At 73.8% G+C, this 13,890-nt stretch carries 11 protein-coding genes; 6 read left to right on the forward strand and 5 right to left on the reverse strand.

Annotated features, from left to right (window positions below; translation table 11 throughout):
• Window positions 1–84: 84 nt before the first annotated feature.
• From C1A33_RS28805 to C1A33_RS28825, 5 genes are all read left to right on the forward strand, one after another.
• Window positions 85–756: a hypothetical protein gene (locus C1A33_RS28805; protein WP_101835051.1), complete on the forward strand. Its 672-nt coding sequence runs from the start codon at window positions 85–87 to the stop codon at window positions 754–756.
• Window positions 757–1,340: 584 nt separating this feature from the next.
• Window positions 1,341–3,113 carry a malto-oligosyltrehalose trehalohydrolase gene (gene treZ / locus C1A33_RS28810; RefSeq protein ID WP_101835053.1) on the forward strand — a complete coding sequence of 591 codons (1,773 nt, stop codon included), beginning with the start codon at window positions 1,341–1,343 and terminating at the stop codon, window positions 3,111–3,113.
• A gap of 371 nt (window positions 3,114–3,484) precedes the next feature.
• Entirely contained in the window at window positions 3,485–4,243 is a 759-nt protein-coding gene (locus C1A33_RS28815) for a pyrimidine reductase family protein (protein WP_243408034.1), read from the forward strand.
• Window positions 4,244–4,446: 203 nt separating this feature from the next.
• Window positions 4,447–4,710 carry a hypothetical protein gene (locus C1A33_RS28820; RefSeq protein ID WP_133150874.1) on the forward strand — a complete coding sequence of 88 codons (264 nt, stop codon included), beginning with the start codon at window positions 4,447–4,449 and terminating at the stop codon, window positions 4,708–4,710.
• Between the two features lie 7 nt (window positions 4,711–4,717).
• Window positions 4,718–7,174: a hypothetical protein gene (locus tag C1A33_RS28825; protein WP_133150875.1), complete on the forward strand. Its 2,457-nt coding sequence runs from the start codon at window positions 4,718–4,720 to the stop codon at window positions 7,172–7,174.
• Window positions 7,175–7,208: 34 nt separating this feature from the next.
• Here the strand turns inward: C1A33_RS28825 and C1A33_RS28830 are convergent, their stop codons facing one another.
• The 4 genes from C1A33_RS28830 to C1A33_RS28845 form a co-directional block, all read right to left on the reverse strand.
• Window positions 7,209–8,294, reverse strand: coding sequence for an ATP-dependent DNA ligase (locus tag C1A33_RS28830; protein ID WP_101835063.1), 1,086 nt, complete (start codon window positions 8,292–8,294; stop codon window positions 7,209–7,211).
• A gap of 135 nt (window positions 8,295–8,429) precedes the next feature.
• A complete protein-coding gene (locus tag C1A33_RS28835) occupies window positions 8,430–9,674 on the reverse strand; it encodes a sulfate adenylyltransferase subunit 1 (RefSeq protein WP_101835065.1) in 1,245 nt (414 codons plus the stop codon).
• Window positions 9,674–10,588 carry a sulfate adenylyltransferase subunit CysD gene (cysD, locus tag C1A33_RS28840; RefSeq protein ID WP_101835067.1) on the reverse strand — a complete coding sequence of 305 codons (915 nt, stop codon included), beginning with the start codon at window positions 10,586–10,588 and terminating at the stop codon, window positions 9,674–9,676. Before cysD ends, C1A33_RS28835 begins: the two co-directional genes overlap by 1 nt.
• 202 nt (window positions 10,589–10,790) lie before the next feature.
• On the reverse strand, window positions 10,791–11,603 hold the full coding sequence (locus C1A33_RS28845; RefSeq protein ID WP_101835069.1) for a 3'(2'),5'-bisphosphate nucleotidase CysQ: 813 nt from the start codon (window positions 11,601–11,603) through the stop codon (window positions 10,791–10,793).
• Between the two features lie 35 nt (window positions 11,604–11,638).
• Between C1A33_RS28845 and cysC the strand changes: the two genes are divergently transcribed.
• The gene (gene cysC, locus C1A33_RS28850) at window positions 11,639–13,588 is read left to right on the forward strand and encodes an adenylyl-sulfate kinase (protein WP_101835071.1); all 1,950 of its coding nucleotides are present in this window, start codon (window positions 11,639–11,641) and stop codon (window positions 13,586–13,588) included.
• 166 nt (window positions 13,589–13,754) lie between these two features.
• On the opposite strand, the gene C1A33_RS28855 is transcribed toward cysC, so the two are convergent.
• A partial coding sequence (locus C1A33_RS28855; protein WP_165818633.1) for a sugar transferase occupies window positions 13,755–13,890 on the reverse strand: 136 nt, incomplete at its 5' end.

Genomic DNA, 13,890 nt, shown 5'->3' on the forward strand with positions numbered 1-13,890 from the left:
CCACAGGTACGGACATTGCGCCGCGCTGGCGCGGCCGGGAGATGGCGAGCCGCGACCGACCGGACAGACCGGACAGAGGAACCCGTGAATCTCAGCCTCGGCGTCTTCGACATCTTCGCCTACTCGGTTCCCGGCTCGCTGTACCTCGCGCTCCTGCTGTTCGTCCTGGACCAGGCGGGCTGGGCCGATCTCGGGCAGATCGGCGATCTCAACGCGACGCTGCTGATCGTCGGCGGCATCCTCGCCAGCTACCTGCTCGGTCACCTCACCTACGCGCCGAGGCGCTTCCTGGGACGGCGGCTGCCTCAGTGGCTGCATCCCGGGCCCGGCGCCAGGCAGGAGTTCCTCGACCGTTATCCGCCCGCCCAGGCGATGGCGTTCGTCCGCGTCGACCCGGCGGTCGTCTTCGCGGCCGTCGAGGTCAAGGCGCCCGACTCGGCGGTGGAGATCAGCCGGCTGCGGGCGAGCGGAATCGCCCTGCGCAACGCCGGATTCGCCTTCCTCCTCGCCGCGGTCGTCGCCCTTGTCGAGTTGGCCGCCGGACCCGAGCGTGGTCTCGTGGGATTCTGCGTGGCGGCCTTCCTCGTCGGCTTTGTCGGCGCGACGCGGGCCGGCCACGAACTGTCCCGGTGGGCCGCCCTCAAGACCCTCGAGGTCGCCCTCTGGATCCCCGACATCGAGGCGACACTGGCCACCATGTCACCAGCCCCGCCACAGCCGCCTCCCCCACCACCGGCCCCGACCGGATCTCCGTAGACCACCTGAAAGTCGGTATACACCACCAATTCCGGCAGCCGATGTCCGGACTATTCCCTTCCGCGCATTACGTGTTGCAATCCCTCGTAGGGGCGATGCGGACCGCCACATTCCAGGCAGAGCACTTCTCACAACGGCAGCCAGTTGCAATCCCTCGTAGGGGCGATGAGGACCCGAGGATAAACGGGCACGTCAGGCGGCGTGTCGTGGGGGTGGAACGGGGGTGGTTTGCAGCGGGCCGGCGGTCTGACATCAACATCGGCAGATCTTGTCCGGGTCTTGGCATCGATAGACGGTGACCGTTGTCGGATCATGGCATGGGTGGCTCGGCTCAGACGTCGCGGGCGGTGTGTCGCGATGGCGGGGATCAGGCAGGAGCTCCAGGGCCACCGTAGGAGGTCGAGCGGGGCATACACGACCGGTCGGGCTGATGGTGGTGGTCATGCGGGAACGTGGCACCGTCCGCTCGGACCGTGCGGGCTGGGGCGTTCGGGTGGTGAAACCGGGTAGTACGGGCACCTTTGGTTGGGGCCGTTGTCACGGACACGGCATGTCCGGCGGCGGGGGGCGGTAGACAGGAGGCTATGAGCACCTTCCGGCTGTGGGCCCCGGACGCGAAGACGGTCAGCCTGGTCGTGGCGGACTCCGCCGGCGACGCCACCCATGAGATGTCCGCCGGGCGCGGCGGCTGGTGGTGGGTGAACGTGCCCTCGGCCAAGCATGGCACCGACTACGCCTACGTGCTCGACGGGCGTGGCGACGAGCTGCCCGACCCGCGCTCGGCCTGGCAGCCCTCCGGCGTGCACGGGCGGTCGCGTCTCGTCGACCATGCGACATTCACCTGGACCGACGCGAACTGGCGCGGCATCGCGCTCGCCGGCAGCGTCCTCTACGAACTGCATGTCGGGACGTTCACCCCGGAGGGCACGTTCGACGCCGCGATCGGCAAGCTCGACCATCTCGCCGAACTCGGCATCGACGCCGTCGAGCTGCTGCCCGTCAACGCTTTCCCGGGCAGCCACGGCTGGGGCTACGACGGGGTCGGCCTGTGTGCCGTGCACGAGCCGTACGGCGGGCCCGACGGGCTGAAGCGGTTCGTCGACGCGGCGCACGCCCGCGGCATCGGCGTGGTCATGGACGTCGTCTACAACCATCTCGGCCCGGACGGAAACTACCTGGCCCAGTTCGGCCCCTACTTCACCGACCGCTACATCACCCCGTGGGGCCCGGCGGTGAACCTCGACGCCCCCGGTTCGGACGAGGTCCGGTCGTTCATCGTCGACAGCGCGCTGTCGTGGCTGCGGGACTACCACTGCGACGGGCTGCGCCTCGACGCGGTGCACGCCTTCCAGGACAGCCGGGCGCTGCATCTGCTGGAGGAGATCTCCGAGGCGGTGCACCGGCTGGGCGCGCAGCTGCGCCGGCCGCTGTTCGCCGTCGCCGAGTCCGACCTGAACGACCCGAGGCTCGTCTCCGCGCCGGAGGCCGGCGGCTACGGGCTGGACGGGCAGTGGTGCGACGACGCGCACCACGCGCTGTGGGCGGCGCTGTCCGGCGAGCGGCAGGGCTACTACGTCGACTTCGGGTCGATCGCGACGCTCGCCCAGGCGCTGACGAAGGGCTTCGTGCACGACGGCGGCTACTCGACGTTCCGCGGCCGCTCGCACGGCCGACCGATGCCGCCGACGACGCCGGCCTACCGGTTCGTCACGTTCCTGCAGAACCACGACCAGATCGGCAACCGCGCCGTCGGCGACCGGTCGTCGGTGCTGCTCAGCGACGGGCTGCTGCGCATCGGTGCCGCGCTGCTGCTGACGTCGGCGCTGACTCCGATGCTGTTCATGGGTGAGGAGTGGGGGGCGCACACGCCCTGGCAGTACTTCACCGACCACACCGCGCCTGGTCTCGGTGACGCGGTGCGGGAGGGTCGCCGCGCCGAGTTCGCCGCGCACGGCTGGGGCCCGGAGGACGTGCCCGACCCGCAGGACCCGGCGACGTTCGAACGATCCCGGCTCGACTGGTCGGAACCGACCCGGCCCGGCCACGCCGGCCTGCTGGACTGGCACCGCCGCCTGATCGCGCTGCGCCGCCGGCTGCCCGCGCTGACCGACCCGGCCTGGTCGTCCGTCGGCTGCACCTTCGACGAGGACGCTCGCTGGCTGGTGGTGCGCCGCGGGGACGTGGCGATCGTCGCGAACCTCGCCGGGGAACGCCAGGCCGTGCCGCTCGACGGGGTCCCGTTCGATGCTCCGGCGGCCTCCGCGCCCGGCTTCACGTACATGCCCGGTCGGGTCGAGCTCGACGGCGAGTCCGTCGTGATCACCCGGCTGCTCCCGCCGGAGCCGTCCGCGTCCTAATCCGTCCCGTGGCCCGGCGCGGCGGGCGGGCCTGGTTCGGCCGGACGCGGTCGGTCAGCGGCGGACGCGTTCGCGGGTCAGGTAGGCGTACAGCCCGCCGAGCACTGCCAGACCGACGAGCAGCACCATGACCAGCAGGACGACGTAGGTTCCCATGCGTCCATCGTCCCAGGAGCACCCGCCGCCGGCGACAGGCCGTCCACCGGCGTGGCCGGCATCGGGCACGGAGGCGGCACCGGACGAAGAGGCACAGGCACGGACCGTCCCGCTTGTTGAAGGCACGCGGGCGTGGCTCTGTCCGCCGCGGTGAGGATCGGCTCGAGCGTGTGGGTGCCACGCGGGGAGCGGATACAGTCGACGCGGTGCGATGTCTGCTCCCCTCACCCGCACCGTTCGGTGATGTGCCACCCGGGCAGGAGCCCGGCGACGAGGCCGATCTCGACGCGGCGTACGCCTACCCGGCCGAGGCCGCCCACACCAGCTACGTACGGTCGAACTTCGTCGGCGCCGTCGACGGCGCGGCGGAGGTCGACGGCCGGTCGGGCCCCCTCGGCGGTGAGGCGGACCTGCGGGTCTTCCGGACGCTGCGCTGGCTGAGTGACGTGGTCCTCGTCGGCGCCGGGACGGCCCGGCACGAGAACTACGGTCCGGTGATCGTGCCACCCGAGCGGCGGGAGCGCCGACGGGCCGCCGGGCTCGCGGAGGTCCCGCCGGTCGCCGTCGTCACCGCGAGCGCCGGCCTGGACCCGGCCGCCCGGCTGTTCGACGCCGAGGTACGCCCACTCGTGCTCACCTGCGACGCCGCCTCCCCGGCGCGGCGGGCGGCGCTGGCGGAGGTCGCGGAGGTCGTCGTGTGTGGGGACGCGGCCGTCGACATGCCGCGGGCGCTCGCGGCACTCGCGGCCCGCGGGTTGACCCGGGTGCTCACCGAGGGCGGCCCGATGCTGCACGCCCAGCTCGGCGGCGCCGGGCTGCTCGACGAACTCTGTCTGACGGTTGCCCCGCTGCTGGCCGGACCAGGGCGGATCGGCATCGTGCAGGGCGCCGCGTGGCCACGGCCGGTGTCAATGCGCCTGGTCCACGTGCTGGCCGAGGACGACAACCTGTTCCTGCGCTACCGGCGGTCCTGATCGCGGCCTGGGCCCGAGGCCACCGGGCCGGGCGCAGGGGTGACCGGGCTGGGTGCGCTCACTCGGTGCCGGGTTTCACCCGCCTCCGTCCACAGGGCGGGCAGCGCCCGGGGGTCGTCCACAGGAGCTGATCGGAGCCTTCGCACCCGTCGCCGGCGTTGTTACGGTCGCCGCACCGACCCTGAACCGACGGTGGTGTGCCGATGACGATTCCCGACGGAGCCGGAACGACGGTGTCCGGCGCGCTTGCCGTGGCGCGCCGCGCCCAGCGTGAGGTGGCGGCCGCGTTGGAACGTGTCGTGGCCGCCGGTGTCGGAGCCTGGGAAGGCTCGGCCGCGGAGCTGTCCGCCGGGCTGCTGCGCCGGCTCGCGGCGGAGGCCACCGAGCTGCTGGACAGCGGTGTGCGGGCCTGCGAGCAGGCCCGTGCCCACCCATCCGGCGCCGCGGCGCCGCGGGCGATCGGCTGAGCGGCGGATGGCCACCCCCGGTGCCGCGGCACCCCTTCACCGCACCGACGGGCCCTCCGCCCAGCGGCGGATCATGGTCGACCTGGCAAGGCTGGCCGCGCTGGTCGCGGCGGTGCGCGCCGCCGCCGAGGCGTTGCGGTCCGGCGCGCGCGGCCTGGCCTGGGCCCTGTCTACGATCGGTGCCTCGGTGGCGCCCGCTGCGCGACTCGCCCGGGTGGGTGCCGCCGTCGACGCGGAGGCGACCTCGCTGCACGGCCACCTCACGCAGGCCGCGCAGGCCGACAGGCCGCTACCGATACCCCATGCCCGGTGGCCTGACGCCGGCGATACCCCACCCTCACCCTGGTCCGACGCGCTGGTAGTGCGCTCCGCTGCCTTCACCGGCGCGGACGCGGCGACGTCGACCGACGCGAACGCCTCGGCGTCGACCGGCGCGGACGCAGCGGCATTGGCCGCGGGGCGGGCGGCCGCCAGGCTGCTGGCACCCGTGGCCGTGGCCCGCGGCGGCACAGCCGGTGCCGGGCGCGGTGGCGCGGCGGGCCCCGAGCATGGCGCGGCGCCACGCGGCGCTGGATCGGGCCGGCGGCTCGGGACACCAGGTGGCGGTGCCACCGTGGGCGGCAGCACGCCGGGCTCGTCCGCCGCACGTGGCGCGTTCGATGCCCTGCGCGCCCACGGGGGCCAGGCCGGGTTCGTCACCGGCTTCTTCGACGAACTGGGCCCGTCCGGGCTCGCGCGGCTGCTCACTGTGCTCAGCGGCCGCCCGTCAGGGCCGCTCGGCAACCGTCCGGCGCCGCCGTCCGGGCTGGACGAACAGGTGGACGTGCCCGTGCTCGGCCGTGCGTTCGCCGCGTACAGCCGGCTGCGGACGCTCGGCGACGCCTGGCTGGGACGACTCAACACCCTGGGGCGGGCCGATCGCGCCGATGCCGTCCTGCTGCGGCCGCTGCTCGGCGCCGGCCGCGTCGATCCGGCGCTGCTGGATCGGCTGGGCCGGCTCGCCTTCGGCCCCGGGCGTCAGCCGCCGGCGCCGGCGGACCGGAGCCTGGCCGTGGTGCGCCAGCTGCCCGCCGGTCCCGGCCGGCGGGCAGCGGCGGAGCTCGCCGCCTACGAGGTCACCCTGCTGGACGCGATCACCGCCGCTCCGGGCCTGGTCGCCCGCTTCGCCGTCCGGCATCTGGCGGAGGTCCTGCAGGTCGCGTCCGTGGGCGCGCTGGGCCTGCCCGTGCGGGTCGGCCTGACCGAGCAGGCGGCGCGGGCATGGTCGCGGCTGGTCGCCACCGCCGGGAGCACGGCTGTGCGCCAGGCCGACCCGGCCGGCTCAGCGCGGTTCGTCACCGGCCTCGCCCTCGCCGTCGCCGCCGCCGGCGAGTCGGCGTTGCCCCTGCGGCTGCGCGCGGCGTTCGTCCCGGCGCTGCACACCTATGGTGCCGAGATCTACGGCGCGGTGACGACCGTCGTGCCGGGCGCCATCGGCTCCACGCGTCCAGCAGGTCCAGCAGGCGCGCGAGGTCCGGCCGGCTCCGAGAGTCCGGCTGGCTCCGAGGATCTGGCCGGCTCCAAGGATCTGGTCGGCGTGGTGGATCCGGTCGGCGTGGTGGATCCGGTCGACGCTGTCCGGGCGGTCCCCGACTCGGCGTGGCGGGCGCTGCTGCGGGAGTCCCTGCGCGGCGGTGCGACGACCGGGCTGTTGGCCCGGGACGCGGCGGCGTTCGGCGTCGGCCTCGAGGAGGCGACCGCGCGGCGCACCCAGGGCTGGAACGTCACACCCGGCGGCCTGCCCGCGAGCCCGCGCGCACTCGGCTACCTGCGTGCCGTGCGGGCGCAGGCCTTCTTCACCGAGGCCCTCGGCGACGCGGCCGACGCGGTGGTGCGCGCGCACGCCGACGCGGGCGCGCAGCACCGCAGACAGCAGGCGGTGCTGCTGGACCTGCTCGCCACGTCCGCCGGCGCGATCGACCCGAGGGACCCGGCGGGTACCTTCGCCCGCCTCGGCGTCGGGGTCACCGTCGTCGAGGTGGAGGCGATGATCCGTGATCGGTTCCGGGACGTGCCCACCGCCGAGGCCCGGCGGGTCCTCGCCGAACTGCGGGTCGCCGCCCGCGCGAACCCCCACTGGGCCGGAGCGTACGAGGCGAGCGCCCGCCTGCTGTGGCAGCGACGCGGTAGTGACCCACTGCGCCCGGTCACCGTCACCGGCGCCGACGGCCGCCCCCGCGTCTATACCGGCGATCCCCGCCACGACGGCTTCATCACCGGCCCGGCGACCGACTTCCTCGACCCGTCCGGCGACCCACGGCCGGCGGCGGCGATGACGTCGGCGCAGCGCGGCGCCTACCTCGCCTGGCTGGAGAGCCCGGCCATGGTCGCGAACAACGACCGGTTGCCGGTCCTCGCCGGGATGGCCGGCAGCGCCGAGGAACCACCGGTGCCGCCCGACCACGTCCTGCGGCCGGGAGGATGACATGCCCGTCATCGCCCCGACGGCAGGGCGGACGTCACCGCAGCACGTCGGCGAGGTCGAACCTCGCCGGTCGCTCCAGCTGGGCGAAGGTGCAGCCGCGCGGCTCACGATCCGGCCGGAAGCGCACGAACTGTGTGGTGTGGCGAAACCGCAGCCCCTCCATGTGGTCGTAGCGGACCTCGACGACCAGTACCGGGCGCAGCGGGACGAACGACGGGTCCCGGCCCGACGCCCACCGGCTCTCCCCCGCGTCCCACGGAGTGCGGGTGCCGCCGGCGGCACCGGGCGCCCAGGGATGCTCCTCGATCGGGATCACCAGGTCGGCGAGTTCGCGGACCAGCTCGCGGCGCCGGGCCATCGGGAACGCGGAGGTCACGCCGACCGCGGCCAGACCCCCGCCGGGCGGCGTGCCGTCGGCGGGGGCGTCCGGGTACAGGCCCAGCAGCAGCGAGCCCAGCGCGTCGACGCCCGACTTGTGCGCGCGGTAGCCGGCGACGACGCAGTCCGCCGTCCGGTCATGCTTGATCTTGAACATCGTCCGCCGGTCGGGCTCGTAGCGGGAGTCCGGCGCCTTCGCGACGAGGCCGTCGAGCCCGGCGCCCTCGAAGCGGTCGAACCACGCTCGGGCCACCGCGAGATCGTCCGTCGCCGGGGTGAGGTGGATCCGGGCGGACCGGTCCCCGACCTGCGCCAGCAGTGCGGTGAGACGCGCCCGACGGTCGGCGAAGGGGCAGGTGAGCAGCGCGGCGTCGCCGTCCGAGAGCAGGTCGAAGGCGACGAAGGACACCGGCGTCTCGGCCGCGAGGCGGGCCACCCGGCTCGCCTCGGGATGCACCCGCTGCTGCAGCGCCTCGAAGTCGAGCCCGTCGCTTCCCACGACGACGATCTCGCCGTCCAGGACACAGCGTTCGGGCAGCGACGCCCGCAGGTCGGCGACGAGCTCCGGGAAGTAGCGCGTCATCGACTTCGTCGCCCGGGAGGTGATCTCCACCTCGTCGCCGTCGCGGAACACCAGCGCGCGGAAGCCGTCCCATTTCGGTTCGTAGACGAGCCCGGGCGGGATCTCACCGACGGCACGCGCGAGCATCGGCTTGATCGGTGGCATGACCGGCAGGTCCACGCGCCGATCCTCCCGCACCCGGCCGACGGATGCGCCACGGCGCACCGGCCTGGGCGGCTCTCCCGCGATCCGCGACGACCCGAACCCACCCCGCCGACGCGTGTCACGCGAGGCCGACCGAGCAGCCGGCTCCGGCTAGAGGATCATGCCTGCGCCGAGGGTGGCGCCGGTCGACTCGTCGATGAGCAGCACGCTGCCGGTGGTGCGGTTGCGGCGGTACGGGTCGTAGCACAGCGGCGAGGTGGTGCGCAGCGCGATCCGGCCGATGTCGTTGAGCCCGAGCGTCTCGACCGACTCGTCCCGGTGCAGGGTGTCGATGTCGACCCGGTAGCTCACGTCGGTGACCATCGCCCGCACCGACCGCGTGGTGTGCTTGATCCCGATGCGGGCCCGCCGCCGCAACGGCGCGTCCGCCATCCACGAGACCATCAGCTGCAGGTCCTGGCCGACCGTGGGCTGGTTGTTCGGGCGGGCGATCATGTCGCCGCGGGAGACGTCCAGGTCGTCCTCGAGGCGGACCGTCACCGACATCGGGGGGAACGCCTCAGAGATCGGGCCGTCGAAGCTGTCGATCCCGGCGACCCGGGTGCTCAGCCCCGAGGGCAGCACGATCACGTCGTCGCCCGGCTTCAGCACACCGCCGGCGACCTGTCCGGCGTAGCCGCGATAGTCGTGCAGCTCGTCGGTGCGCGGGCGGACCACCCACTGCACCGGGAAACGCACGTCGATGAGGTTGCGGTCGGAGGCGATGTGCAGTTCCTCCAGGTGGTGCAGCAGCGAGCTGCCGTCGTACCAGGGGGTGCTCGGCGAACGGGAGACCACGTTGTCGCCGCTGAGGGCGGAGATCGGGATCGTCGTGACGTCCACGATCTCCAGCTTCGTGGCGAAGCGGCGGAAGTCCTCCTTGATCTTCTCGAAGACCTCGCGGTCGAAGTCGACGAGATCCATCTTGTTCACGCAGAGGACCATGTGCGGAACGCGCAGCAGCGAGGCGAGGAACGCGTGCCGCCGGGTCTGCTCCAGCACGCCCTTGCGCGCGTCCACCAGCAGCAGCGCCAGGTCCGCCGTCGAGGCGCCGGTGACCATGTTGCGGGTGTACTGCACGTGCCCCGGCGTATCCGCCAGGATGAACGACCGGCGCGGGGTGGCGAAGTAGCGGTACGCGACGTCGATCGTGATGCCCTGTTCGCGCTCGGCCCGCAGGCCGTCGGTGAGCAGGGCGAGGTCGACGTAGCCGTCGCCGCGCTCCCGGCTGGTGCGCTCCACCGCCGCGAGCTGGTCGCTGAACAGTGACTTCGTGTCGTACAGGAGGCGGCCGATCAGGGTCGACTTGCCGTCGTCGACCGAACCCGCGGTCGCGACACGCAGCAGCTCGGTCATCAGAAGTACCCCTCCCGCTTGCGGTCCTCCATCGCGGCTTCGCTGACCCGGTCGTCGGCCCGGGTGGCGCCGCGCTCGGTGATCCTCGTCGCCGCCACCTCGGCGATGACCTCCTCGACCGTCGCCGCGGTCGACTCGACGGCGCCGGTGCAGGTGATGTCGCCGACCGTGCGGTAGCGGATCTGCCGGGGCAGCGCGATCTCGCCGGCGCGCGGCGGCGTCAGCGGGGTGACCGCGAGCAGCATGCCGTCACGTTCGATCACGTCGCGGCTGTGCGCGTAGTAGATCGAGGGGATCTCGAGGCGCTCCTGGGCGATGTAGCGCCAGATGTCCAGCTCGGTCCAGTTGGACAGCGGGAACACGCGGATGTGCTCGCCGGGGCGGTGCCGGCCGTTGTAGAGCGACCACAGCTCGGGACGCTGGTTCTTCGGGTCCCACTGGCCGAACTCGTCGCGGAACGAGTAGACCCGCTCCTTGGCCCGGGCCTTCTCCTCATCGCGGCGCGCGCCGCCGAACACGGCGTCGAACCGGTTCTCGGCGATCGTGTCGAGCAGTACCGGCGTCTGCAGCTGGTTGCGCGAGGCACCCGGGCGGGTGTCCTCGGTCAGCTCCCCAGCGTCGATGGCCGTCTGCACCGAACCGACGACGAGACGCGCGCCGAGCTCGGCGCTGCGGTGGTCACGGAACGCGAGGACCTCGGGGAAGTTGTGCCCGGTGTCGATGTGCAGCAGCGGGAACGGCAGCTTCGCCGGCCAGAACGCCTTCTCCGCCACCCGCAGCATGACGATCGAGTCCTTGCCGCCGCTGAACAGCAACGCGGGACGCTCGAACTCGGCCGCGACCTCACGGAAGATGTGGATCGCCTCGGCCTCGAGCATCTCCAGGTGGGAGAGCTCGTAACCCGTGACAGGCACGCGGATACCCCTCGTCGAGCCGGTGTATCAGTCCAAAGTAGCCGACCTGGCCGTTCGGACACCGGTTTCGCCGACGTTAACCGGCTCACCTGGCCTGGAGGTACGTCAACGCGAGCAGCTCACGGCATACCCGTGCCGCCGCCCCCACCATCCGCCGCCGGACGAACGCGAGCCGCCATGGCCACGCTCGGTCCGGACGGTCCTACCGATCCTGTGGACCAGCCGCGGCGATGGCCGCGAGCACCGCCGGCGCCAGGGCGGCGTCGCAGATCACGAGGTCGGGCAGCAACGGATCCGGCTGGTTGTAGCGCAGCGGCGAGCCGTCGAGCCGGCTCGTGTGCAGGCCCGCCGCCCGGGCCACCGCGACCGGCGCGGCGGAGTCCCACTCGTACTGGCCGCCTGCGTGCAGGTAGATCTCCGCCTGCCCGCGGATGACCGCGGCGGCCTTGGCCCCGGCCGAACCCATCGGAACGGTGGTCGCGCCAAGCGCCTCCGCCACCTCGCCGACGAGGCGGGGGGCCCGGGTCCGGCTCGCGACGATGCGCGGCGGGCCGGCGGCGGCTGGCCGCGACGGCAGACCGCCCGCGGCCGACAGGGTGACGCCGAGCGCCGGCAGGGCCACCGCACCCGCGATGAGCTCGCCGGCCTGCCACAGCGCGACATGGACCGCCCAGTCGCTGCGCCCCGGCTCGGCGAACTCGCGGGTGCCATCGAGCGGGTCGACGATCCAGACCCGCTCGGCGAGCAGGCGGGCCGGATCGTCGGCGGCCTCCTCGGAGAGCACCGCGTCGTCCGGTCGGTGGCGGGCCAGCGCCCGGGCCAGCAGCTGCTGCGAACGGGCGTCACCGGCGTCCCGCAGCGTGGCGGGCTCGGCGAAGCCGACCTCCTCGCGGATCTTGAGCAGCAGTTTGCCGGCGTCCGTGGCCAGTCGCCGGGCGAGGACGTCGTCGTCGATCTCGTCGGACGCGATGTCGACGGGGACGAGGGCCGGCGGGCTGGTGTCGTCGGTGTTCATCGAGTGGGAGTCTGTCACCCGCTACGGTCGCGGGTGTGAGTGCCACCTCTGATCCGGACACCGACCGTCACCGGGCCGGCCCGCTCGGCGCGGGCCCTGGCGAGCGCGGCGACGGCGCCGACGGCGATCCGCTGCTCGCCCTGGTCGGCGCCGACCGCGCCGCTGAGCTGACCGCGGCCTCGCGCGACTGGCCGTCGTTGACGCTCACGCCGCGTCAACTCGCCGAACTCGAGCTGCTGCTCGTCGGGTCCTTCGGCCCGCAGCCCGGCTATCCGGCCGAGGAGGAGGTCGACGGTGTCCCCGTGCCGTCCCTCGTCGTGCCGGCCGACGCCGCCGCGCCGCTGGCCGCCGGCACCACCGTCGCGCTGCGCGATCAGGAAGGGGTGATGATCGCCGCGCTGCACCTGCGCGTGACGATTCCCGTCCCCGCCGGCGGCGCGGCCGAGGACGGCGGCCCGACCGCGACCGACGGCGCTGGCGCGACGGCTGGCGCCGGTGCGGCGGACAGTGCGGGCGCGACGGACAGCGCGGGCGCGACGGACAGTGGGAGAGCGACGGACAGGGGGAGAGCGACGGGCGATGCCGGCGTGGTGCGGCTGGTCGGTGCGGTGGAAGGGGTGCGGCTGCCGGATCACCCGGATCACCCCGATCTGCGCCTGACCCCGGACCAGGTGCGGGCCGAACTGCGCGCCCGGGGGTGGACTGGGCCGCAGGTCGACTCCGCCGCGGCCTGGGCGGTCTGGGCGGTCTGGGCGGACGGCCTGCTGCACACCGCGGATGTGGGTCGCATCCGGGCGCTGACCCGCCAGGGCAAGCGCTGTGTCGTGCTCGCCCCGGTCGGCGCCGCCGACCCCGCGGACGCCGGGCACCATCTGCGGATCCGCTGCCTGCTCGCCGCGCTGAAGGCGGTCGACGCGCCGCTGCGCCCGAGTGAGGCGACGCTCGCCTCGGAGGCGCTGGCGTCCGACGCGACCGCCGCGGGACGCCACCCCGAGCCCCCGCCGGACCCCTACCGCCGTCCCGGCGCGGCCGACGAGCCACACGGGCACCGCAGCCTGCTCGTCCTCGTGCCCGTGCTGCCGTCCCCACTGCTGGCGACGCCACGGGAGCCCGGGATGAGCGCGACGGTCCTGCTGCCCGCGGACAGCACGGTCACGGCCACGGCGGCAGCCGCCGCGGCGGACCTCACCGACAGCCGACCCGCGGCGGACCTGGACCGCTCGGCGGCGGAGGATCCGGCGCTGCTGGCCCGGCTGACCGCCCAGCGGGCGCACCTGGCCAGCGTCTACGGCCTGACGGGCAGCCTGATCGGGCCGGCGATCGGCGTGCCGGGACGCCAGGAGCTCGCCTCGCTGCTGGACGCCGGCAACCCGATCCCGGCCGAGCTGACACCGCCGACTGTCGCCGCCGAACTCATCCGGGCGGTGCCGCCGCGGTCCCGGCGTGGCCTGACGGTCTTCTTCACCGGCCTGTCGGGCTCAGGGAAGTCCACGCTCGCCGGGCTGCTCGTCTGCCGGCTGCTCGAGGAGGGCGGGCGGCGCGTCACCCTGCTCGACGGCGACGTCGTGCGCAACCACCTGTCCCGGGGGCTCGGCTTCTCCCGGGCCGACCGGGACACGAACATCCGCCGGATCGGTTTCGTGGCCGCCCAGGTCGCCGGCGCGGGCGGTACGGCGGTGTGCGCGCCGATCGCGCCGTACGCGAACATCCGCGCCGAGATCCGCGAGATGGTGCGCGCGGCCGGGGGTGGTTTCGTCCTCGTCCACGTGTCGACGCCGCTGGCGGTGTGCGAGGAACGGGACCGCAAGGGCCTGTACGCGAAGGCCCGGGCCGGGGTGATCCCCGCCTTCACCGGGGTGTCCGACCCGTACGAGGAGCCGGACGACGCCGACGTCACCGTCGACACCGCGCAGCTGTCCAGCGAGGCGGCCGTGGGCCGGGTCCTCGACCATCTGCGCGTCGCCGGCTGGCTCGCCGCGACCTGACCGGGCCCGGATCCGAGCCGGCAGCCCGCGCCGGCGACGAGCGCGGGCGTCCACCGGAGCCGGCCGGGCCGGGCGAAGCCAAGGCCAGAGCCAAGGCCAGATCGGGATCAGACCGGGGTCAGACCGGGGTCAGACCGGGCCGAGGCCAGACGATGCCGAGGTCAGGTCAGTAGGCGCCTTCGCGGCGCAGGACGGCGAAGACGGTCCGCCAGAGAATGACGAAGTCCATCGCCAGCGACCAGTTCTCCACGTAGCGCAGGTCGAGCCGGACCGACTCGTCCCACTCCAGATCGGAGCGCCCA

The organism is Frankia canadensis (assembly GCF_900197875.1).
Taxonomy (GTDB): Bacteria; Actinomycetota; Actinomycetes; order Frankiales; family Frankiaceae; genus Frankia; species Frankia canadensis.